Origin of the sequence: Lysinibacillus sp. NPDC094177, from assembly GCF_050279145.1 — a bacterium.
Taxonomy (GTDB): domain Bacteria; phylum Bacillota; class Bacilli; order Bacillales_A; family Planococcaceae; genus Lysinibacillus.
The window spans coordinates 1-24,148 of the sequence record NZ_JBNNTW010000006.1; the positions used below are offsets into that span (position 1 = coordinate 1).

Below are 24,148 nucleotides of genomic sequence, written 5' to 3' on the forward strand. Positions count from 1 at the left end.
CTATCTGGAGACAACATAAAAAATAGAGAAATCCGAATTTGAATGAATTCAAATTCGGATTTCTCACTAATTGAAGCTAGTTATGTCCCAGCCTCATTTTTATTTGTAAAACGAGTTAAGCTTGAACTTGCGGAGTTTGCGTTGGTGGTGTGAGCACTTTTAAAAGTTCAAGTCGAGACTTTGTTACAGTGGCTGTTACACCCAACTTAGATAAATTCGAAACAATCTTTTTCAAATCTACTTCTTTTTTCATACATTCCACCTCAATCTTTCCTCGATTTTTATAACGTTTTATTTCCAAAAAAGTTTCATTTTTGCATACGTACGATGTCTGACGAGTTTATCACTTTCTATCATACCATTTAACTTGACATTTAAATTTTTCATTTTTGTTACAATGTAAATTTTTCCTCTTCCAACCGTTTACCAGCTTGTTTTCAAAGCGAGTGGTTGATTTCCGTTCCGACTGGGCGCTTGGGCCAGCACGATGTTGGTCACGAAGGCGTTATCACAGGATGTGATGTTCTTAGCCTTCGTTCCTCTACTTGCTCGCTCCAGGGTCTCATCCCCCAAGGAGTCACCCAGTCTCCACTCCAATCAACTATAACATGCTAAATAATTGTCATCCCCATAACCATTTACCACAAATAGAAATAATTAAACTTAAAAACAAAAAATACCGATATACCCTCTAGTAGTATACCCCAGAAATAAATTAATACACTATGCTACAATCGATACAAAAAATTAAAAAATGGAATGAACAAATTTGGTACTTTAAAACTCGTCATTAATTTTTAGTGTCAATATAACTCCATTATTAACAATCTGCAGTTTTTTATACATTCTTTTAGGGCTAGAAGGTTTTAGCCTCGCTCCTCTACTGTACTCACTCCAAGCTCTTAATGTATGAGACTATCCCCAAGAATTCGCCCAACATACGTTTCAACAAATGACATCCCCTACTTTTAATAATGAGCATTAACCAATTAAATTATTTTATCTTCCATCTTCTTGTAATAGCAAGAACAAGAGAGGTAGAATATACATACTAAAATATCGTATGAAAGTAGGGAACTGTATGAAAAAGGCGATTCTATTATTAATGTCTGTTCAATTCCTCGTCTACCTAGGATTTGGGATTATTATACCTGTCTTACCGGAAGTTATAGTTCAGCAAAATTGGGATGATATACACGTAGGTGGCTTACTAACAGCGTACTCGCTTGCAAGCTTTTTCACTGCACCACTTTGGGGTATGCTGTCCGATAAGGTTGGCCGTAAGCAACTTATATTAATGGGCCTAGTTGGTTTTAGCTTAAGCTTTGTTATTTTCTCTTTATTTATTGATAATTTAGCAATTCTATACATTTCACGTGTTGTGGGTGGTTTATTCTCGGGCGCACTATATACAGCTGTAACAGGCTTTATAGGAGATATGTCAAGTGAGGAGGATCGCAATAAATATATGGGTCTCATGGGCATGTCCATCGGGCTCGGTTTTATTTTCGGTCCAGCAATTGGTGGTATGCTCGGACACTATAGCCTTCAATTGCCATTTGTCGCTTCTGCAACACTAATTGCACTATTATTTATTTATGCTAGTTTCGTTTTAAAAGAACCTACAAAACGAAAAGATACAAATAAACGTGCAATTGTACCAAAGGGTGCTGCTAAAATGCTGCAGTACCGTGTGCGTTATTTATTTATGTTCTCATTTTTAGTGACTTTTATGCTGGCAGGAGTAGAAGCCACGTTCCAGCTGTTCCAGATAGAACGAATTCAAATTACACCATTACAAATTGGTTATTTGTTTATGTTTAGTGGCTTTGTAGATGCAGCTATTCAAGGCGGTGTTGTTAGACGTATTAAAAATGGAAGTGAGACAACTTGGTTAATAGGTGCACAAATTGTCACAGCTGTGGGTATGCTTTTATTCACTTTAACAGCTAACTTATTTACAGCAGGTTTTGCCCTTTGTGTTTTTACAGCCGGAAATGCACTAGCAAGAACATGCGTCGTATCTCTTTCCTCTAAAGAATCTGGTGGTCAATACGGAACTGCTGCGGGCCTTTCCTACTCAATGGATAACCTAGGACGCATTCTTGGTCCACTATTCTTTACTTGGCTATTTACAATGCAATCTAGTTTAGGCTATTATACTTCAGCAGCAATAGCCGTCGTTTCAATAAGTTTAATATATATTTTTAAAACATCAAATAAATCTTTACGACTTGAATAATTTGCTGATAAAAAGCCGTAACTTAATAGTAATTCGAAGTATATAGAAAACGTCAAGGAATATTTGACTGCTTAAAGCGGAATATTGGAGGGCTCTGCATGAACAAAACAACAAATCTTTTACTTCCAAAAGAGCTAGAATCGTTTCGTTTTGAAATTGAAGATACACTAATTTCAGCAATGATTATCACCCCGTATAAGCGTTCAACTACGTTAACAGAAAGTAAATTTGCTGGGGAACCTTATTTACCCTTTCACCAGGCATATCCAAAAGATATTACAGGTGAGTCTATGCGACTATTAGCTCAAATTAACTTTGCAGAAATGCCACCACTAAAAGATTTCCCATCACAGGGTATTCTGCAATTTTTTATATCATCTAATATTTTCATGAATGCCGATCATTATCATGAGGATATTTTCCAGCAATTTTATAAAGTACGTTTTTATCCTACCGAAAATTTTGAAGCTACAGTCCCTAGACAGGAATTTTTAGCACACGCAGCAGATGATTGGTTCCCAATTCATCAGGAGTTAGCATTACAATTTCAACCAATCCAAGAACCTGTCTCTGCTTTAGATTATCGTGCGATACATTACTTACCAAACTTAATTCCTTCACTAGAAGATGTTGATTTACAGGAGATTTATCTACAACACTTCTTAGGGGCTGGAGCTAAAATTGGCGGGTATGCCTATTTTTTAGAGGAGGATATCCGTCAAGAATCTCATCTCCTAAAACGATATGATGTACTATTACTCCAAATCGACTCTAATGATGAAATCGGTATTATGTGGGCAGATAGTGGAGTTGGGAAATTTTTTATTAACCGAGAAAAGCTTCTTCAAAGAGATTTTTCTGATATTTTATTTCAATGGGAGCATTACTAATCATTTATCTTCATTCAGTAAATGTTATGTTATGTGTAGCGAAAGCGAAGCGTCAGCTACACATAATTACGAGAAGGCAAAATTGATTCCGGATTACCTCGTTCTAGTTTTGGAGGTAATCCTTTTCCATGCTTACTAACAAATTTCATATCTTCTTTCCACATATAAAGTAAGCTATACTAAATATATTGCAAAAATATAGTAAAGGCAGGTGTAGGAATGAGTATTTTTACAGAAGTTGGATTTCTAGTACCTTTTATTATGTTTATTAATATTTTAGCAGCAATGGTCATAATTTTCTTAGAGCGTAAAGATGCCACTTCTACATGGGCATGGATTCTTGTACTATTTTTCATTCCATTAGGTGGGTTTATTTTATACTTGCTGCTCGGACGACAGCTACGAAAAAAACATTTATTCCGTTGGGAAGGAAGCAAGGATATTGGTATTGATAACCTCATTAGCTATCAGACAGAAGCGATCCGAGATGATACGTTCGAGTTTCGTATAGAAAATGCGGAAAATTATAAAGAAATGATATATATGCATCTTAGAACAAATAATGCTGTATTAACGCAGGACAACCACATTGATATTTTTGATGATGGTGCAGATAAATTTGAGCAGCTTCTAAAAGATATTGAGACAGCAAAAGATCATATTCACATTCAATATTATATTTTCCGTCTCGATGACTTAGGCACACGCATTATTAATAAACTTATAAAAAAAGCAAAGCAAGGAGTTAAGGTAAGAATCTTATATGATGAAATGGGCTCACGTAACGTTAAAAAACGCCATTTCAAGGAACTGCTTAATTCAGGTGGTGAAGTTGAAGTATTTTTCCCATCCACTTTACCACTTATAAACCCTCGTTTAAATTTTAGAAATCACCGGAAAATCGTTGTGATTGATGGCCGTATTGGTTATATCGGTGGCTTTAACGTCGGGGATGAATACCTTGGCCTACAAAAGAAGTTTGGCTATTGGAGAGATACACATTTACGTATTGAAGGTAGTGCCGTACATCCATTACAAACACGCTTTTTACTCGATTGGAATCAAGCTTGCGAACACCAGAAAATGGGTTATTCGGATCGTTACTTCCCTGCTATTCCGAAAAAAGGCAATGTAGGCTTACAAATCGTGTCTAGCGGACCTGACTCTGAATGGGAACAAATTAAAATTGGTTATTTAAAGCTTATTAATATGGCGAAAAAATATATATATATCCAAACGCCATATTTCATACCAGATGTTAGTTTTTTAGATGCTATTAAAATTGCGACGCTTTCAGGCATTGACGTAAGGATCATGATTCCAAATAAGCCTGACCATATGTTTGTTTATTGGGCTACATACTCATACGTAGGGCAATTATTGCGTGCAGGAGCAAAAGTTTATATTTATGAAAAGGGCTTTATTCATGCTAAAGCAATTATTATTGACGATGAAGCATCTACAGTCGGAACTGCCAACCTTGATGTACGAAGTTTCAGTTTAAATTTTGAAGTAAATGCCTTCATTTATGACTCGACAATTTCACATCAGCTTGCTGAGCTGTTTGAAAAGGATATTTTTGATTGTACTGAATTAACATGGGAAATGTACAAAAACCGCTCTACACTAATTAAATTTAAAGAATCCATTTCACGCTTATTAACACCTATCTTGTAAAATGTAAAAAAGGGAGAGAGCTCGTTCATTAATTACGAACAGCTCTCTTCCCTTTTATTATTTCACACCTAAATATTCTTCTAGCGTTATATTTTGATTTTTAATGTCTTTTGCTACGTCTACACCAACATAACGGTAATGCCATGACTCATACATATAACCAGTGATGTCTTCTTTATTTTGGGGGAATCGTAAAATAAAGCCGTAGTCTTGAGCATGTGCAAATAGCCATTGTCCTGCTGGTGTTTCACCGAATTCTTCAGTTAGCCATAAATTATCTTTGCCGCGCTCCCCTATATCAAAGGCCAAACCTGTTTGATGCTCTGAATAACCTGGACGTGCACTATACCGATCAGCCGCAGCATGCCCATCACGTTTAGCATAGTTATTATATAATGTTGTTTGATATTCAAAAGATCGATAACCGCTAAAGGCTACTAAATCAAAACCTTGTTGTTTTGCTGCAGCAAACATTTTATTTAGAGCTTGACGTGCCTCTGGATTTTCTTCAGGCGCAAAGGTAGATGGTAGCGGATATATTTTATTCGCTAATAAAATACCTTTAATATATGTCGGCTCAGTTGGCAATGTTTGATTTGGTACATAGCCGTTTTCATCAGTCTTTTGCTCTGGCTTCACAGGATTATCAACTGTTTTTTTCGGCTCTTCTTTTGCAGGAGAATCTTTTTTAGTTGGTTCTGCTGTTTGTTGTTCATGTTCATCTGATGCATTACTTACCTGTTTATTTTTATAGTTATAAACTACGAAAATAGAGACTATAAGCGCTACTGAAATTAAAGCACCAAGGATGAATGGAAAACGTTTCTTTTTCACTATTTTTTACCCCTTTTAAAGTTATCCAGTACTACATGGTAAGTATCCTCTTTTAAAGAATTTAGAAAGAATAGTCCTAGTAAATACCGATACTATTTTGTACTATATTAGATCATCACCCAAAGTTATGGATACGTTTGTTAAAACGTCTACTATGTGAATAAGTTGATTGGAGTGGAGACTGGCGACTCCTTGGGGATTAGCGATATAGGAACGAAGGCTAAAACCATCACGTCCTGTGATAACGCCTTCGTGACCAACATCGTGTTGGCCCGAGACCCTGGAGCGAGCATCGCGAGTGAAGCGGCTCATCGGACGCCCCCAGGAAGCTCTGCTCTGCGCGAAAGCGAAGCGGCAGCGATAAAAGCGCCCAGTGGGAACGGAAATCAACCACACGTTTTGGTGATGATCCACTATATTGGTATAATCTCATTTTAGCACTGTTCACAATTTAGGGTGTAAGTTTTCACCTTTGATTTTAAAATTAGTCTGTTAGTCTGTGAGAATAATTATAAGCACTACTATAGAAGCAATCGAGAAAAAGATTGCCATGTACTTCATCCATTTTGACTCTTTTACATAACCTTGCTCTTTAAAACTTTTTGCCCTAAAACCATTCGATACGGCAAACATAATAGTCATTGCCAATACCGCAAAATTAAAATTACCCATGATAATAAATACAATAGCTGCAATACTAAAGATCGCGACTAGAATAGATGATAGCCACTTTATGTTCATCTTGCTGTCCTCCTAAAAAAATCGAGGCTACACAGCGCCTCGACTTAAAATATTTTATGAGTTTACTTTTTCCGGATGCTCCGAATAAAATTTTCGACCGATATATGTTTGAATAATCAACAATGCACCGCTGACTGACCAGTAAAGTGGTAAGGCTGCCATAGATGACATCGAGATAAAGACAATCATAATTGGTGAAATATAAATAAACATTTTCATTTGTGCTTTTTGTTGCTCTGGTACTGTCCATAAAGATACACGTGCTTGAATTAAATACACAAGACCTGCAACAATTGTCATAGCAATATCAGGTGAGCCTAAGCTAAACCATAAAAATTCATGTGCTTTCACATCTGTAGAATATAAAATGGAGAAATAAAGACCCATGATAATTGGCATTTGAATTAACATTGGTAAACAGCCCATGTTGAGTGGATTAATACCATGTTTTTGATATAATGCCATCATCTCTTGTTGGTATTGCGTTTGTTCTTCTTTTGTCTTTGCTTCCTTCATCTTTTTCTGAACAGCTTCCATTTCAGGCTTAAACGCATCCATTTTCATTTTCATCTTTTGTTGCGAACGATAATTTTTTAACATAATCGGCATTAAAATTAAACGAACAAGAACCGTAATAGCGATGATTGCTAAACCATAGCTACCTGAAAAAATAGTGTTACCGAAAAATTCTAATAAAAATTCCATTGGTTTTACAAAGATACTATAGAAAAAACCTTCTTTGTTTTGCACAGCTTGACAACCACTAAGAACAAAAACGACAAGTCCTAGCATTGAAAACAGCTTCAAATTTTTCATTTTTCCACCTACTATTATTTATCAACTAAAGTGAAGTATACATTATAGGGTCTATTTTTATCAAATAGCAAGTGCTACTAATTCCATAGCATAAAAAAGATGCGAGCTTTAGCATCGCTAATATGTCCGCATCTATTTATTAATCTTATTATTACTCATGATGAATAACTACTAAATCTATCTCGCCTTAAACGTTTTGAAGCTCTGATTCCGCCATCTCAAAACGATAAAACTCATGGTGTAGCTCATCTCGGAAATGTTTGGGCGTTACCCCAGTATATTTTTTAAAGATGCGGGTAAAATAGCTTTGGTTACAGAAATGGAATTGATCTGAAATAGAAGTAATACTTTTATTAGTATGTCTAAGGTAGTACTGTGACTCTTCTACTCGACGAACATTTAGATATTCAACTAGTGTAATACCCACATGTTCTCTAAAAATACGTGATAAGTGACTAGTACTTATATGGAAGTTATTTGCGATGCTTTCCACTGTTAAGTCATTTTCCAATTCATCATTTATATACATAATTACTTTATTAACAGTCTGATGACGGAAAGTCGGTTGCTTGCGATCTGCTATAAAATAGACAAAGAAATCAATTAAATCATCAGCAAATTGTAAAAATTCTGCGTCTTTCATCTGATTTTCAATCATATCATTACAAGCAATATTAAAAGCAAACGCTTTCTTCGAAGGTACTTGATTGTCTAGCAATTTACGCGCAACAATTGACGACAAAACAGAAAAATAACTTCGAACAATTTTAATGACTTGTTTGCCAAAACGTATTGAAAGAATATCAATTAATTCATGCAAAGATTTCTTAGCCTTTGCAGATTCTAAATGGTAAATTTCAAATATTAATTTCGACTCAATATTAAAAAATTCTTCTACACCGATGTATTGGTTAATACTATCGATTTCTTGAAAGTATCTTTTAGATATCGTTTCTGACATAGAATGTTGATGTAGTTGCATAATCTTCCCCATCTTTCCTCAGATTGCACGAATCACTCTTATAATTTTTGACATCAATCTACTTATTTCAAATAAGAAAATAGTATCTCCTTATCTATTGTATGAATTGAGTCCTATTTCACAATTTTTTATTGAAATATAACTTCAAAATAACCTAACTAAACCACCAGTTACGAAAAAAATTAGACTATACAGTGAATTTTACCATATTCTGCGATTTCCTTTCAACCACATTTTGTCTTTCACACTAGTTCTAATTTATCATATATACATAGTAGAAACCTTGCAAACTCTTTTTTATACAATTAAATTTTACCATATACATACCAAAATAAATTAGTAATTATTTAAAATACATTACAGATTATGTAAGTTGTTTTGCACCTATATATTTCATCAATCGACATTTCTCTATTTTATTCCGAAATCTTCTCTATATAATTTATACGAATATGTAGTAAAATAGATGATAATACTATTTTTAAAAGTTTAGACGAGGTGTTAATAGTGGATCCAAAACAAATAGAAGAAATTATGGAGATTATTAAGGAGTTCTTCCCAGAGAATACTTCCATTGCAATTTCCGATACAAACGAATATCTATACTACCAAGCAAGCAAAAAAGTTGATTTAAAAATCAAACCTGGTGACCCAATTAAAGAAGGTTCAGCGGCTCATAAAGCGTTAAATTATGGGCAAAAGATAAGCTCTTACATTGAGCCTGATGTATTTGGAGTAGCCTATTACGGTATGAGTATTCCTTTAATGGAAGAGGGTGAAACTAAGGGGGCTATCACTGCTATCTTCCCACAGAAGCCATCAGCATTTTTAACGAACTACATTACAATAAAAATTGATGATTGCTGGTACCCAATCAAGCATGATCAAGTCATTTATCTTGAGACACAGCTTAGAAAAACATTTGTTAAAACAATGAGTCGTGAAGGTTATCACCGCTTAAACCTAAGTGATCTTGAGCTATTTTTAGCACCTGACTCATTTATACGTTGTCACCGTTCTTATATCGTTAACATTGACTACATTGATGAAATTCAACCAGATTCACATTCAACGTTTTTGTTAATCATGAAAGACGGTACTCGTATTCCTGTTAGCCAACGCTACGCAAGTTACTTCCGTCGTTCTTTAGGTTTCTAATTTTCTAAAGAGGCTGGGACAAAAAGAAAAATGTTAGACCAAGATGGTCTAACATTTTTTTGATTTTAAATGGGAAAATTCACTTTGATGAAGCGGAAAAGTTATTATCTCTTTTCGCTATTTTTCAAAATAAACGAGTTCTGTCCCCGCCTCTTTTTACTTATTGAAACATTACTTTTAAATGCTCATCATCCCAGTTTGGTATGCTATTGGTTAAAGCTCATTGGACGCGCACAGTCGGAACGGAAATCAACCCCTCATACTGTTGTTTATTATTTTATTTTTAGAATATTTCCTTAGTAGCTCTACATTAAAACGTTTTCTCTGTCGAAAATTCAATTTTATGCTCATTTTTCCTGTTTTTACTCATTTTAATGCTATTTCTAAAGTTTTTGTGACAATTTGGTGATAGTATTATTCAAATGGTTGGAGTCATACTACAACTGAATAAACAGAAAATTCTTACACGTTTTTTCTAGTTTTGTAATCGGTTTCCATCAAACTTTTTAGGGGAGGATTTTTTAATGGATGCAAATGTTCAAAAACGCCTAGGCTTAAAAGAACTTGAAAGTAAAATTGTTACTGCTGAAGAAGCTGCAGCGCTTATCTCTAACGGTGATGTAGTTGGTATGAGTGGATTCACTCGTGCAGGGGACGCAAAAGTGGTTCCTATGGCATTAGTTGAGCGCGCTAAAAACGAAAAATTCAAAATCGATGTATATACAGGGGCTTCTTTAGGACCTGAAGTTGATAAATACTTAGCTGATGCTGGTGTTATCCGCAAACGTGGACCATTCCAAGGAGATGCAACGATCCGTAATTTAATTAACACTGGTGATGTCCTATATGTAGACGCTCATCTTTCACATAACGCTGAATTAGTTCGTCAAGGAATTATTGGACCAATTAAATATTTAATTCTTGAAGCTGTTGCTATTACAGAAGATGGACTTATTATCCCAACAAATTCTGTAGGTAACTCACCAATCTTCGCTGATTACGCTGAAAATATTATTGTCGAATTAAATATCTCTCATCCAGAAGCTTTAATAGGTATCCACGATATCTATGTACCAGGTGAGCAAGGTCAACGTGAAGCAATCCCAATGACTGATGCTATGCAACGCATTGGTGACATCGGTATTAAAGTAGATCCAGCTAAAATTAAAGCGATTGTTATTTCTGAAGAGCCAGATGCTCCTTCATTAATCGTACCGCCAGATGAAGAAACTCAAACAATGGCGAACATTTTATTAGACTTCTTCAGCGATGAAATTAAAGCTGGTCGCTTAACAAAACAATTAATGCCATTACAATCTGGTGTAGGTTCTGTTGCAAACGCTGTACTTGACGGCTTCGCAAATTCAGAATTTGAAGATTTGGTTGTTGCTTCTGAAGTACTTCAAGATGCTGTATTCAACTTAATTGATGCTGGTAAAGTTAAATTTGCAGCAGCTACTTCAATTACACTGACTGAAGAATTACAGAAAAAAGTATATGGCAACCTAGAGAAATACGCTGATAAAATTTGCTTACGTCCACAAGAAATTTCTAACCACCCAGAGCTTATCCGTCGTTTGGGTCTAATCTCAATCAACACTGCTCTTGAATTAGATATCTATGGCAACGTAAACTCAACACACGTATCAGGTACTCGTATGATGAACGGTATCGGTGGTTCAGGTGACTTTGCACGTAACGCACGTCTAGGTATTTTCGTTACTAAATCATACGCAAAAGGCGGCGCTATCTCTTCAATCGTGCCAATGGTTTCTCACGTAGACCACACTGAACATGATGTTGATGTAATCGTAACTGAGCAAGGTATTGCTGATTTACGTGGTCTTGCACCACAAGAGCGTGTACCTTTAATTATCGAAAACTGTGCACACCCAGATTACAAAGAACAACTTTGGGATTACTATAACCGTGCGCTAGAAGCAACTGGCGGCCATCAAACACCTCATATTTTAGAGGAAGCACTTTCTTGGCACGTAAATCTTGCTAAAAACAAAACAATGAAAAAAGAAGTTGCTAAAGCTTAATTTTCATCATTCAGGAACGCTTCATAAGTTGAAAAACTTATGAAGCGTTCTTATTTTGTCGAAATGGTATAATAAGAGTGATATTCATTCTATCGGAGGAGCTATGAAGAAACTTATTTATTTGATTATATTCTTTTCATTTTTCGACCTATTTACCCAACTTCCTATCATGAGTACATATGCTGAATCCTTAGGGGCATCAGCCTTCATTACTGGACTAGCTGTAGGTATGTATTCCCTTTCCAATACATTTGGTAATATTATCTCTGGTTTTTTAACAGATCGTAAGGGACCATTCGTTATTTTAATCTTAGGTCTTTTAACGACAGGTCTTTCACTATCACTTTATAATTTAGTAGAAGATCCTATTGTTCTATTGATAGTCCGCTTTTTACATGGATTAGTTGCGGGCTTTATCGTTCCTGCTGCTTTCACATTTTTAGCAAATGCAACTGAGCAAGAAAAAAGAGGTAAGGGCAGTGCTATATCTGGAGCGTTTGTTGGTACCGCCGCAATAATCGGACCTGCATTTAGTGGAATTTTAGCGAGTCGTACTAGCGTACCATTCGTTTTTAATATAACAGCAAGCTTTATGCTCTTGTTGGGGATACTTTCCTTCTTTTTACTAAAATCAAATCAAGTAAAAAAAGAAAAATCTGCGCCAACTATAAACATTCCTATTCATGTACTATTTAATTCAGGTACATCAAAAGCCTTCTCTAGTGCATTCTTTTTAATGTTTTCTCAAGGGGTTATCGCCTATCTCCTTCCACTAAAAGTACAATCTTTAGGCTTTGATTCACGTTTAAGTGGGACTTTAATGAGTACATTTGGAATTATTGCTGTACTCGTATTTATTTTGCCGACTAACCGTATTTTCGATAAGGTTGCTCCAATTAAAACATTATCGCTTGGTATAGGTTTAATGGGGATAAGTCAATTATTAATTAGTCAGGCAGATTCAAGTACGTTACTTTATATTGCAATGGCCTGCTATGGTATCGGGTTTGGCTTCTTATTCCCATCAGTAAATTCACTTTTAATCGACTCTACGACTGCTGAAATTCGTGGAAAAGCCTATGGTTATTTTTATGCCTTCTTCTCTCTAGGAGTTGTCCTAGGTTCCTCATTGCTCGGATGGCTCTCACTAGGTATTGTCAGCGGCTTTATATTTACCGGAATTGTATTGTTGGTATTTGCAACTATCATCATATGTACACAAAAAAGACCTTCTCACGTAAAATGAGAAGGTTTTTTTTATTAATTCTTTTTTTCATGAATTTCTTCATGATAGTAATGGATACTTGTATGTCCTCCGCCTTCAGCAACCATTTCATTTGAAGCTATTTTTGTTGGAGAAGTTCCAGCTTCTGTCGCTACTTCAGTAGTTATACGCTCTGAAATGTTTTCGTGCATATCCATATTCGTTGTATTCAAATATGATGCTAATTTAGATTTTGCACTATTGAACATACTAAATGCTTTATCACGGTTTTCTTTTTTACTTAAATAAGATGCTGCTAAAGTTAATCCTACTATCACAACACCTGTTCCTTTACGTTTTGCCATTATAAATCCCTCCCAAAAAAAATATAGAAACTGGCCCTGTATAATATCTTTCCCTATTTTTAGAGGACTAAACATAATTTTTATATACGTTACAGCATATATAAAAAGAAAGAATTCATCTATAACCCTTCGCCTCCATCATATAAACAAAATTCATAGTACGTCTGTTTTTTTCCAAGACATAGTTAATGATCCTCCTACTAAAATTTATTGCACGTATCTATTTCTTACTTATCAGCAAAAGTTAGGAATAACATTTGATAAATGCCATTTATATAGTTAATTTTGGTAAATAACGATATTTTTGTAACTATTTATGACTATAAAGGACAAGCAAAGGGAATTAATGAATAAATACTAATATTAGGAGTGTGTTTTTTATGAAAGATTTAGACTCAGTATATGATTGGATAGACATGGTTTCATTAGTAGGTGGAGCTGGCCTCTTAACAGCACTAATTTATAGTGTTTTACTGTAATGAGTAGCATAGATGATTTGCAAAAAATCAATGATGCCTCGACATCATTGCGTCCGAAGGTTTTAACTTCTTTCAGTAAATGTTTTTACAAACATTTACCAAAAAAGTTAAAAGGCAATCCGCTTATCTAACAAGCAGATTGCCTTATTTTTATTGTTTTACATCATCATAAACATTAGATTTTTCAAATGCTGCTACTACATACGAACAAACAGCTTCCATTTTATAACCTTGCTCACGTGCATAAGCGGCGGCATGATCTAACAATTTTTTGGCCATACCTTGGCCACGGAGCTTATCTGATACATATGTGTGATCCATTACCATTACTTGGCCATCTTGCTGCCATGTAATTTCCGCTAATCTTTCCCCATCTTGCTCATAGACAAAAGCGCGCTTATTTCTTGTTAGCTGTTGTAATCGAAATTCCATTTCTCACCACTCCTTTTTATCATAGTAACATAGCTATTTACATTTTTACAAAGATGGTGGGTAGCACGAAAAAAATAAAAAAATCCGCTCACTTTCCTCTAACAATCAGGAGAAAGTGTTGCAGATTCTTTTCTATGAATTTAATTAAACCATGATGCAATTGTATCTTTTAAATTAGCAAAGAAATTTTTCACACTCGCCCAGAATCCTGTATCTTCCATTAGTGATCCGAATTTTTCTTTAATCGTACTGCTAATATCATCTAATTGTTTAGACCATTTACTAAAATCAATATCTAATTTACTAATTTTGTTCATCAAATCAACTAGCAATTGACGATCCTTGTCACTTAAATTAATTTCAAGCTTGTTTAATTGCTCTTGCACAATCTTTTCAACATCTTCTCGAGTTGCTGGCTTTGATTCTGCAATTTGTTTTTTGATTTCTGTTAGTAATTCCGCAACCTTGGCATCGTCCACGCCTGCCGATTGCGTTAGAGTAGTTGCTACTGATAGTTCGTCATTTGCAACATCTGTACGATCAGTATCAAGCTTTTCACCTGTTGTTACTTCGTAAGCTTTATATATTCCGACAAGCGCTGAATGACCTGTTACTGCTTTAGGTGCAGCCACCTGTACTGTAGCATCTTCAATACCTGCTGTTAGCATTGCATTTGCATACATTTCAGAAGTTACCTGTGTAATATTTGAAGGTGTAACAATTTCAATAACTAAGCCTTCTCCTGCATTCTTGCGCGTAATTTTGGCAGAAGAATACATACGAGAGCTTGAATTACTATCTTTAATATATTTAGCTAAGTCTTGACCTGAAACTGTTATTTCTTCAACTTCAGGCTCTTCGTTCACTTTTAATGACTTTTTAACAGACTCTTTTTCAGCCTCAGATAAGTTTGCACCATATACGACGATCGGTACCCCTAGTTTTTCATCAATTGCTTTAGGTGGCGTATTATCAGCTGCAAAACCTGTTGCTGGTGCCATCACGCCAAATACTAACATAGTCGCTGTTAATATTTTCATCCACTTTTTTTTCAAATTGTGTGACCCCTTTCGTTAGAAAACTCATTTGGCCTGTATAAATTATTCCATTATACAGTAATTAGTACGAAAAAAAGACGAGAAAGTTTCAATGTTTTCTCTCGTCATTTCTTTTATTCTGGCCGTAGACACCACTCTTTAGAATCTCCATCTATTCGTGGCTTCTCATGCCTTAAATTTCCTCTGTCCAACCGTCTTGCTGTTTCACCTTACCAGCTTTCATAAGTGTACCTAAAGCTCGTTTAAATGCACCTTTACTCATTTTAAACATTTCTTGAACTTCATCAGGTGAGGATTTATCGCCAAACGGCATTTTGCCCCCTACCTCTTGTAGATAATTTAAAATTTTTTGTGCATCACCTGAAATGCGCTCATGCTTACGTGGTAAAAGTGAACCATTCATTGAACCATCATCTTTTACATCAATAATACGAACAACTACGTCTTGTCCAAGACGAGGCTCTGCAATAAGCTCTGATTGATGGACAAAAATACGGTAAGGGTTTTCTACACCTAATAAAAATGAGCCAACTGGTAATAAACGATATGGACGTGCATTAATGTTTTTATTGTGCATTTCTTCAAATGCACCTTCATACAATTCCGAAATTTTTTCTTCAGTTGCTAAACGTCCAAATAAATCACCATTGCGGTCTGTGCGTAATGTCATAAATAAATGGTCACCCGGTGCTGGCCAAAGCTCTGTTATTGCAGGTAAATCTTCCGCTTTTACTAGCACCTCACGTGAAGTACCGATATCTACAAAAGCCCCTTCACGCTCAACTACTTTTAGGACACGAGCCCAACCGTATTCACCTTGTACGAAAGATGGGATAGCTGTCGTAGCCGCTAAATCACCACGACGATCTGCAAATAAAAATACTTCAAGGCGATCACCTACTGCAAGTGGCTCTGTTACCTCTGAAGCATTTAAAGGTAGTTCGTCAACTCCATTTGTTAAGATCCATTTCGATGTTTGTTGCTCCAATACAGTTAACGTAACAACTTCACCTGATTTTAATTCGTTCATATTGTCTTCCTTTCCCTCATACCATCATTTTCGCAAAAAACTTATCAATTATGCCTCGGCATAATTGCGTCCGGAGGCATTAACTTCTATAGCTTTCGCTACAAAAACATCTGTGAAACCAAGTTAGAAATTATGATGTGTTTTAGATGCCTCTAGTTTTTTCGCGATGTCCGGATTTTCTTCCATTACCTGTACAAGATCCGCAATTCGATCGATTGAATTCCAACTTAAATGATGTTCAATTCCTTCTACATCATTGTAAATTCGCTCTTCATCTACACCAATGATTCGCAAAAATTGCTCTAGAAGCTCATGACGCTGTACAAGACGTTTTCCAAGCTTTTCCCCTTTAGGTGTCAATGTAAGGCCACGGTATTTTTCATAAACTAAATAACCATCTTTATCTAATTTTTGAACCATTTTTGTAACAGAAGAAGGAAGAACAGATAATGCTTCAGCAATGTCAGACACACGAGCATACCCTTTATTATTGATTAATAAATATATTTGTTCGATATGGTCCTCCATACTAGGTGTTGGCATATCCTATTCCCTCTCTTTCCTTTTCTTACTCTCTAGTTTACTACAAGCTTGCCTTAAAAGTTAACTGAAAATACATATGCCAGAAAAACAACACATATGCACCTTAAAAAGAACCTACTTCATATGTTGACCCCCATATAGTTAGAATATTTATGTCAATGAAATTGAGGTATCTTTAAATAAAGTATTGTCTTTGGCAAACCGAGGGGTTGATTTCCGTGCCTGGAACGGAAATCAACCTCATTTAATGCATCACATCATTCACTCAGATTTCCTTGACCATTTTGTTTTTCAAAAACATGAAGAGCCAACTTCATATAGAAGTTGGCTCCGCCTTATGTCGAGGATACTTATTTACCACATGTAATGCATGAATAATCTCTTTATTGATTCGTTCGATATTTTCAGGAGTATTCATCACTTTAAATGCCTCATCTCGGGATTCCATAGATGTAACATACTTACTAGGCAATGCATTCAGTGTAAGTGCCACTGCGTCAAGTTCACAGACTTCACATTTACAAAATGTTTGATATTCCGGTCCTCGTAGTAGAAAACTTACTAAACCACGCACAATTTCCTCTGTAACATTTACTAAAATAGGATCTGACATTTCAAACCTTCGCCTCATTTATATTTAATTGTTACATTATTCCTGAAACCATAATAGCGTTAACAAAGTTTTTTTTCAAGAATCACTAGTAGCATCTATATCAATAAATATCACTAGCTCCTTAGAGTGATTATTTTCCTACAAGCTACCACTGGATTATATCTTATTCACTATTTCTTAGTTTTGATTAATCGTAATGAGTTAAGCACAACTAGTAATGTAGCACCCATATCTGCAAAGATTGCAATCCATAATGTTAGCCACCCTGGGATAACGAGTAACAGGGCAACTAATTTTAGGGCTAGGGCAAATATAATGTTCTCTTTTATGATGCGTAATGTTTTTCTACTTAAGCCAATTGTATAAGGAAGCTTCGTTAAATCATCACCCATTAATGCGATATCCGCAGTTTCCAGTGCTGCATCAGTGCCAGCACCTCCCATTGCAATACCAACATTAGCTGAGGCAAGTGCAGGTGCATCATTGACACCATCTCCTACCATTGCCACTGCGCCAAACTGTTCACGTAATTCTTTAATGGCCATTAATTTTTCTGCTGGTAATAAACTTGCCCTTACATCTGTCATATTTAAAGAAGTTGCAATTGCCTGTGCTGTTGGTTCTGCATCACCCGTTAGCATAACTTTATGCTTCACTTTTAGACCATTTAATTTATTCAGGACATCTTTACTTTCTTGTCGTAATTGATCAGCAATACCAATCATCCCAATAAACTGATCATTACTAACAGCTGCTACAACTGTTTTACCCTGTTTTTGAAGTTTTTTAACCTGTTCTTTTATCATTTCATCAACAGTCGTTAATGTAGCAATCCATTTTAAGCTCCCTACATAGATTGTTTGACCATCTACCGTTGCATAGGCACCCTTGCCTGTTACGGATTGAAAGTCTGTTGGTATAAGCTCTGTTAAATTTTTATTATGCAATGCCTGTAAAATAGCTTTTGCTAATGGATGTTGCGATTGTTTTTCAACTGCTGCTACTAGCTGTAAAACATAATCCTCAGACATCTCTTTCGATGTAAAAATATCTGTTACAGCAGGTTGACCTTTTGTCAGTGTACCTGTCTTATCAAATGCTATTGCTTCAATATGACCAAGCTGCTCTAAATGAATGCCGCCTTTAATAAGAACACCCTGTCTAGCTGCATTCCCAATGGCTGTAACAATAGCAACTGGAGTAGAAACGACTAGTGCACATGGACAACCTACAACAAGGACTGCTAATCCTTGATAAATCCAATGTTGCCAATCACCTATGAATAAAGGTGGTATAACCGCTACAAGTAAAGCAATAACCATAATTGCAGGTGTGTAGTATTTCGCAAAGCGATCTACGAACTGCTGTGAAGGTGCTTTTTCTGCCTGTGCTTCTTCAACAAGATGTATGATTTTTGCAATTGTTGTGTCCTCTACTCGTTTTGTCACACGAACCTCTAGAGCACCTTCTTCATTCAGAGTCCCCGCAAATACTTCGTCATCGATTGTTTTACTAACCGGAATTGATTCACCTGTAATCGCCGCCTGATTCACCGCTGACAATCCACTGACTACAATTCCGTCCATAGCAATTTTCTGACCTGGTTTAACGATTAAAATATCACCAATCTCAATTTCTTCCGTTGGCAATTCCATCTCATGGAAATGCTCACCATGTGCACGTTTTATCGTTGCTGTAGGTGGAGCTATATCCATTAGCTGACGAATCGATTGACGAGCCTTATCCATTGAATATGCTTCAAGCGCTTCACTTACTGCGAATAAAAAGACAACAACGGCCGCTTCTTCCCATTCTCCTATAATGGCTGCACCTATTACTGCAATGGTCATCAGCGTCTTCATATCAAATTCAAAGCGTGCTAGATTGCGGAAGCCTGTTTTAAAAATTCCAATCCCCCCAACTAGAATCGCGATAATAAACATCCCAATAGTTAGCGGATCAGTTTCACTACGCATTGCTCCAAACACATATCCAAGCACTACGAATAACAAAGAGATTCCAGCTAATATATTTTCTGTTTTTCGATAAAAAGGTGTTGATTTTTCAATTGTTCTTGCAGTTGATTGGGATACTTTTATGCCGTCGAAGGCACCTGCTTCTTCAAGTTGATCAACGTCAATGTTACCAACGACTGTTATTTTAGAAGCACCAAAATTCACTTGTGCTTCCTGGACCTCTGGAATAGCCTTCACATTTTTTTCGAACTTTGCTGCACAGCTGGCACAGGATAAGTTTTGTAGCCTATATTCTTGTTTATTTGGTATCGCTGCCATTTCCAATCCCCTCTTTCACATGTTCGTAGGCAACCGTTACAATTTGATACACATGCTCATCAGCTAAAGAGTAGTACATTTGCTTTCCTTTGCGATATGACTTCGCTAAATTATTATCTTTCAAATAACGTAAATGATGCGACGCTGTTGCTACTGACGATCCGATAATAGAGGCAACATCGCAAACACACAATTCATCCTCGACCGTTAAGGAATACGCAATTTTAAGTCTTGTTTCATCAGATAATGCCTTTAAAAATTTTGCTACCCCTGATAGATCTGGCATTTGTCGTTGTATCTTAATGACCGCTTCTTCATGGACTTGTGTTATTTCGCATACTTCTTTTGGCATTTCCTCACCTCATTCAAATGTTTGTTTGATTGTTTTCACTATAACATAATATTCCATCATATTCAAACTAATATTTGAATGTAAATGATTTATATCACAAATTTAAAAATTACTTTATTTAAATTGCTAACACATAAATATAAAAGTAAAAAAGCTATCACTTCAATGTGATAGCTTTGGCATATTGTTGTGATAAAGAAATTATGGTGACATATTAAACAAAGTGGAGTTTAATAAGGCATGCTAAAAGGTTGATTGGAGTGGAAACTGAGCGACTCCTTGGGGATCAGCAATAGAGGAACGAAGGCTAAAACCATCACATCCTGTGATAACGCCTTCGTGACCAACATCGGTGCCGCTGCCGCTTCGCTTCAGCGCAAAAGACATCTGTTGGCCCAAGCGGCTCATCGGACACCCCAGGAAGTTTTGCTCTGTGCGAAAGCGAAGCGGCAGCGATAAAAGCGCTCAGTCGGAACGGAAATCAACCCCTCGCTTTGCTGAGAAACCATGTTTTCTTAATATAAAACCCTATAGATTCTTATAGCATCTCTTCCTACTGTGCTTTTAATAGCAACGTTTTACCTTTAATATCTTCTTTTCTCACAAACGTTTGATGATAATCTCCATTAGCCCAATCCATTACTTGATCTTGATACCAAGCAGATTTTACATGTCCGCTCTGTCCAGGACCAACGATATGATAGGCTGAGCTTAAATCACCAACATCTACAACAAAGCGCCATGATGCTCCGTGATTAACGTTTCCAGCTAGATCATTATCAGCAGCCTGAACAGTAACCTTCGAACCACCAATAGGAACCTTCTTAGCATTAAAGTATGCCGCAAGAATTGGCGAAGCTTTACCTAATGTATGATCAAAGGTAAGTTGATGGAAGTTACCCCATTTCCATTTCGATACGTTTTTACCGAATTGATCTTCTATTTGGTCCACAGTGAGCTCTAACGCCTTGTAAACTGTTACATCGACTCCACCCTGCTCCTCAATCCATATGCTCTTCTTACCTTCATAAGCTGTACGTAAAAGCTGGTCTGTAATATTAAATTTCCCATACATTAATTCATACATATCTTCTGGCATCTGATCTTTAAATAAAACTTCCTGTAACTTTTCCATCAATGTATGGAACACTAATGGCGCCCCTGAATCCTTTGCATCTACCATATCCCAATTCTCTAATAAATTAATAACATCTTTATATTTTCCATCCCGATCTTGTGCTTTTATCGATGTTAATAAGTATGGTAAAAACTCACGGGCATATAGGTTATGCTGATCCATTTGTAAATTCATCATGTCTTCCACAGTTAAAGAATCATTGGCCTTTAGAACTTCCTTAATTCGTTCAAAACGATACGGCTGAGCCCAGAAATCTGTTATATGATAAGGATATTCTTCTCCAATAACTTCATTATTCGCTGTTGCAATAAAGCCTTCATCTGGGTTTACTACAGTCGGTAGCTCATTCCACGGGATAAAACCGTCCCACCCATATTCACTAGAATCACCTGGTACTGGTAATTGTCCGTCTCCTTGTTTTCGAATCGGTATTTGACCATTCGCTTTATAAGCAATCGTGCCATCCTTTGATGCAAAAACAAAGTTTTGAGCTGGTGCTTTAAAATCCTCTAACGCTTTGTCAAATTCATTCCAGGATTTTGCCTTATTAAAGCCTAGTACAGCACGTAGCTCTGTCGTTGGTTGCAGTGCCGTCCACTGCATCGAAAATTGTGCTGTAGGCTTAGTATCTTTAAAAGCTAAATCTGTCATGATTGGACCATGACGTGTGACAACGACTTCAAAATCTACCGTTTCTCCATCCTTTACCTTAATCGGTTCATCACGTACCTTTGCTTGCTCCCAATTGCCATCATAGCGGAACTGCGTTGGATTATTCGGATTTGGTATTTCAATATATAAATCCTGTACATCAGGTCCAACATTCGTTACCCCCCATGCAATGTTATCGTTGTGGCCTAAAATAATACCTGGAATACCTGCAAAGATTACGCCACTAACATTTTGCTCAGGCGATTGTAGGTGCATTTGATACCAAATTGAAGGTGTACTTAATCCTAAATGTGGATCATCCGATAAAATTGGCGTACCGTTTTTTGTTTTCTTCCCTGATACTACCCAGTTATTACTGCCGTTAAATTCATTTGGCAAAAGATCTGCATTAAAATGCCCTGCCACGGCTACGGGATTTTCTTTATTTGCCTCTATTATAGATGAAGCGTTTTCAGGATATTTTATAAATAATTCTTTTGCTTTTTCTTCATCAAAGTTTTGTAAAGCCCAATGCCGGAAAGCAAGCGTATTCCAATTCCCCCCTAAGTCATAGGCCATATATTTACCAATAGTAAGAGAGTCTACAACGGACCATTCCTCTGGTTCGTAGCCTAGTAATGCAAATTCATAGCTTAATGTATTATTTTTCTTTGCCTGTGCAATAAAAGCATTGACGCCATCTGCAAACCACTCAAGAACCTGCCTACTTTCTGCATCATAGGTAGATAATGATTTTTCAGCTGCATCACGCAAGCTAAACGTTCGGAAATGTTTGTCAGTATCAATAGTTGCCTCACCGATTATTTCCGATAAACGACCGCTAGCCTGTCTTCGTGCTAAATCCATTTGAAACAGTCGATCTTGCGCTTGAACATAGCCTTGCGCACGATACAAATCTGCATCTGTCTTAGCAAAAATATGAGGGATTCCCTTGTCATCCCTTGTGACAGTTACATCTTCATCTAGCACGCTCAACGAAAGCTCTCCATCAATTACTGGTTTTGATTTATTCATAAACCATGTAAACCCGATAAATGCAACAAGAGCTACTATGGCTAAAAATCCTGCAATAGCTAGTAGCCACTTTTTCCATGTAAACTTTCTCACATCTCAACCCCCTTTTTGCAATATATTCTTTTACCTTTTAAAGATTCGAAGTTTAATGTTTATTGCTTTGCAGTATAAAAAAAATCGTATTTCCTTTTAGAAAATACGATTTTTTATGGTGTTGAAAAACTATTGTCATATTAAAGAGGCTCTTTGTGAATGTTATAGATAAGGATGGTTTCCATTCCAGGCTAATAACCTCGCTGCGAACGCACTTCCTCTACCTATGCTTCCATTACATTTCACTTTCGTACAAAATATTTATGTTGCAAAAGTTTCGTTCTATCACTAAAAATTAGACAATCGTGCCAGAAGATAAAAGATATGTGAAGAGGTTGATTGGAGTGGAGGCTGGGCGACTCCTCGGGGATCAGCGAAAAAAAGGAACGAAGGCTAAAACCATCACATCCTGTGATAACGCCTTCGTGACCAACATCGGTGCTGCTGCCGCTACGTTAACACTACGCTTTCGCGCAAAAAACATCTGTTGGCCCGAGACCCTGCAGCGGAGCGAAGCGGCTCATCGGACGCCCCCAGGAAGCTCTGCTCTGCGCGAAAGCGAAGCGTCAGCGACAAATGTTTTATCTGTGTGAAAGCGAAGCGACAGCAACAAAGCGCCCAGCCGGAACGGAAATCACCCCCTCGTTTTGCCGAGGAGCCATACTTTAATTGATCATTTTATTGTTCATAAATCTTAGTTATTAAGCTGTAATTCAATTGGACAATGATCACTGCCCATAATATGTGAATGAATGCTTGCCACATTAATTTTGTTTTTTAGTCTTTCTGAAACAATAAAGTAGTCAATACGCCATCCGATATTACGCTCGCGCACTTTATTCATATAAGACCACCATGTATAGTGATCTGTTGTATCTGGATACATGTAGCGGAATGAATCTACAAAACCACTTGCCAATAGGTCCGTCATCTTTCCACGTTCTTCATATGTAAAACCTGAATTACCAACATTAGACTTCGCATTTTTCAAATCAATTTCCATATGAGCGACATTTAAATCGCCACAGTAAACTATAGGTTTCTTAGAATCTAGCTCTTTTAAATATAGCGCTAATCGATTCTCCCACTCTAAACGAAGGGGTAATCTAGCTAAATCACGCTGTGAATTTGGGGTATAAACATTCACTAAGTAAAAATCTTCATACTCAAGTGTAATAATTCTCCCCTCTTCCTGTGATTCATCCTCACCAACTCCATAACGTACTGAAAGTGGGGTACGTTTTGTAAAAATGGCTGTACCTGAATAACCTTTCTTCTGTGCATAATTCCAATACTGCTCATATCCCTCAAGTGAAATATTCACTTGTTCAGCCTGACACTTTGTTTCTTGAATACAGAAAAAATCTGCATCTACATGATTGAAGAAATCTAAAAATCCTTTACCTAAGCACGCTCGAATTCCATTAACATTCCATGATATAAACTTCATTTTCTGTTTCACTCCTCAAAAAAACG

General features: G+C 36.5%; 21 protein-coding genes. 6 read left to right on the forward strand and 15 right to left on the reverse strand.

Features of this window, described 5'->3' with window-relative positions; all coding sequences use genetic code 11:
• Nucleotides 1–115: 115 nt before the first annotated feature.
• On the reverse strand, nucleotides 116–253 hold the full coding sequence (locus ACQKNC_RS11650) for an Lmo0850 family protein (protein WP_166672133.1): 138 nt from the start codon (nucleotides 251–253) through the stop codon (nucleotides 116–118).
• Between the two features lie 828 nt (nucleotides 254–1,081).
• On the opposite strand from ACQKNC_RS11650, the gene ACQKNC_RS11655 reads away from it, so the two are divergent.
• The 3 genes from ACQKNC_RS11655 to cls all read left to right on the forward strand — a co-directional run bounded on the left by ACQKNC_RS11655 (nucleotide 1,082) and on the right by cls (nucleotide 4,809).
• Complete coding sequence (locus ACQKNC_RS11655; protein ID WP_427425014.1) at nucleotides 1,082–2,242, forward strand: MFS transporter; 1,161 nt, start codon at nucleotides 1,082–1,084, stop codon at nucleotides 2,240–2,242.
• Between the two features lie 98 nt (nucleotides 2,243–2,340).
• A complete protein-coding gene (locus ACQKNC_RS11660) occupies nucleotides 2,341–3,132 on the forward strand; it encodes a YwqG family protein (RefSeq protein WP_427425015.1) in 792 nt (263 codons plus the stop codon).
• Between the two features lie 219 nt (nucleotides 3,133–3,351).
• Nucleotides 3,352–4,809, forward strand: coding sequence for a cardiolipin synthase (cls, locus tag ACQKNC_RS11665; RefSeq protein WP_427425016.1), 1,458 nt, complete (start codon nucleotides 3,352–3,354; stop codon nucleotides 4,807–4,809).
• A gap of 57 nt (nucleotides 4,810–4,866) precedes the next feature.
• Here cls and ACQKNC_RS11670 read toward each other — a convergent pair whose 3' ends face one another.
• From ACQKNC_RS11670 to ACQKNC_RS11685, 4 genes are all read right to left on the reverse strand, one after another.
• Nucleotides 4,867–5,643: a M15 family metallopeptidase gene (locus ACQKNC_RS11670; protein WP_427425017.1), complete on the reverse strand. Its 777-nt coding sequence runs from the start codon at nucleotides 5,641–5,643 to the stop codon at nucleotides 4,867–4,869.
• Between the two features lie 492 nt (nucleotides 5,644–6,135).
• Nucleotides 6,136–6,384 carry a hypothetical protein gene (locus tag ACQKNC_RS11675; RefSeq protein WP_427425018.1) on the reverse strand — a complete coding sequence of 83 codons (249 nt, stop codon included), beginning with the start codon at nucleotides 6,382–6,384 and terminating at the stop codon, nucleotides 6,136–6,138.
• Between the two features lie 54 nt (nucleotides 6,385–6,438).
• Nucleotides 6,439–7,200 carry a membrane protein insertase YidC gene (gene yidC / locus ACQKNC_RS11680; RefSeq protein WP_427425019.1) on the reverse strand — a complete coding sequence of 254 codons (762 nt, stop codon included), beginning with the start codon at nucleotides 7,198–7,200 and terminating at the stop codon, nucleotides 6,439–6,441.
• Nucleotides 7,201–7,387: 187 nt separating this feature from the next.
• Nucleotides 7,388–8,182: a helix-turn-helix transcriptional regulator gene (locus ACQKNC_RS11685; RefSeq protein ID WP_053481947.1), complete on the reverse strand. Its 795-nt coding sequence runs from the start codon at nucleotides 8,180–8,182 to the stop codon at nucleotides 7,388–7,390.
• A gap of 507 nt (nucleotides 8,183–8,689) precedes the next feature.
• On the opposite strand from ACQKNC_RS11685, the gene ACQKNC_RS11690 reads away from it, so the two are divergent.
• The 3 genes from ACQKNC_RS11690 to ACQKNC_RS11700 all read left to right on the forward strand — a co-directional run bounded on the left by ACQKNC_RS11690 (nucleotide 8,690) and on the right by ACQKNC_RS11700 (nucleotide 12,631).
• Entirely contained in the window at nucleotides 8,690–9,340 is a 651-nt protein-coding gene (locus tag ACQKNC_RS11690; protein WP_049663393.1) for a LytTR family DNA-binding domain-containing protein, read from the forward strand.
• A gap of 524 nt (nucleotides 9,341–9,864) precedes the next feature.
• Complete coding sequence (locus ACQKNC_RS11695) at nucleotides 9,865–11,385, forward strand: succinate CoA transferase (protein WP_427425020.1); 1,521 nt, start codon at nucleotides 9,865–9,867, stop codon at nucleotides 11,383–11,385.
• A gap of 103 nt (nucleotides 11,386–11,488) precedes the next feature.
• Nucleotides 11,489–12,631: an MFS transporter gene (locus ACQKNC_RS11700; protein ID WP_427425021.1), complete on the forward strand. Its 1,143-nt coding sequence runs from the start codon at nucleotides 11,489–11,491 to the stop codon at nucleotides 12,629–12,631.
• A gap of 14 nt (nucleotides 12,632–12,645) precedes the next feature.
• On the opposite strand, the gene ACQKNC_RS11705 is transcribed toward ACQKNC_RS11700, so the two are convergent.
• From ACQKNC_RS11705 to ACQKNC_RS11750, 10 genes are all read right to left on the reverse strand, one after another.
• Nucleotides 12,646–12,954: a hypothetical protein gene (locus tag ACQKNC_RS11705; protein ID WP_427425022.1), complete on the reverse strand. Its 309-nt coding sequence runs from the start codon at nucleotides 12,952–12,954 to the stop codon at nucleotides 12,646–12,648.
• A 629-nt stretch (nucleotides 12,955–13,583) separates the two neighbouring features.
• On the reverse strand, nucleotides 13,584–13,865 hold the full coding sequence (locus ACQKNC_RS11710; RefSeq protein ID WP_427425023.1) for a GNAT family N-acetyltransferase: 282 nt from the start codon (nucleotides 13,863–13,865) through the stop codon (nucleotides 13,584–13,586).
• 140 nt (nucleotides 13,866–14,005) lie between these two features.
• Nucleotides 14,006–14,920 carry a DUF1002 domain-containing protein gene (locus ACQKNC_RS11715; RefSeq protein ID WP_427425024.1) on the reverse strand — a complete coding sequence of 305 codons (915 nt, stop codon included), beginning with the start codon at nucleotides 14,918–14,920 and terminating at the stop codon, nucleotides 14,006–14,008.
• A 175-nt stretch (nucleotides 14,921–15,095) separates the two neighbouring features.
• Nucleotides 15,096–15,953: a CvfB family protein gene (locus tag ACQKNC_RS11720; RefSeq protein WP_427425025.1), complete on the reverse strand. Its 858-nt coding sequence runs from the start codon at nucleotides 15,951–15,953 to the stop codon at nucleotides 15,096–15,098.
• A gap of 123 nt (nucleotides 15,954–16,076) precedes the next feature.
• The gene (gene mntR / locus ACQKNC_RS11725) at nucleotides 16,077–16,496 is read right to left on the reverse strand and encodes a transcriptional regulator MntR (protein ID WP_427425026.1); all 420 of its coding nucleotides are present in this window, start codon (nucleotides 16,494–16,496) and stop codon (nucleotides 16,077–16,079) included.
• Between the two features lie 313 nt (nucleotides 16,497–16,809).
• A complete protein-coding gene (locus ACQKNC_RS11730; protein ID WP_427425027.1) occupies nucleotides 16,810–17,109 on the reverse strand; it encodes a late competence development ComFB family protein in 300 nt (99 codons plus the stop codon).
• A gap of 170 nt (nucleotides 17,110–17,279) precedes the next feature.
• On the reverse strand, nucleotides 17,280–19,403 hold the full coding sequence (locus ACQKNC_RS11735) for a heavy metal translocating P-type ATPase (protein ID WP_427425028.1): 2,124 nt from the start codon (nucleotides 19,401–19,403) through the stop codon (nucleotides 17,280–17,282).
• Nucleotides 19,384–19,755 carry an ArsR/SmtB family transcription factor gene (locus ACQKNC_RS11740; RefSeq protein ID WP_427425029.1) on the reverse strand — a complete coding sequence of 124 codons (372 nt, stop codon included), beginning with the start codon at nucleotides 19,753–19,755 and terminating at the stop codon, nucleotides 19,384–19,386. The genes ACQKNC_RS11735 and ACQKNC_RS11740 overlap by 20 nt, the downstream gene beginning before the upstream one ends.
• Before the next feature lie 553 nt (nucleotides 19,756–20,308).
• The gene (locus ACQKNC_RS11745; protein ID WP_427425030.1) at nucleotides 20,309–22,672 is read right to left on the reverse strand and encodes a penicillin acylase family protein; all 2,364 of its coding nucleotides are present in this window, start codon (nucleotides 22,670–22,672) and stop codon (nucleotides 20,309–20,311) included.
• A gap of 694 nt (nucleotides 22,673–23,366) precedes the next feature.
• Complete coding sequence (locus ACQKNC_RS11750; RefSeq protein WP_427425031.1) at nucleotides 23,367–24,122, reverse strand: exodeoxyribonuclease III; 756 nt, start codon at nucleotides 24,120–24,122, stop codon at nucleotides 23,367–23,369.
• Nucleotides 24,123–24,148 lie beyond the last annotated feature (26 nt).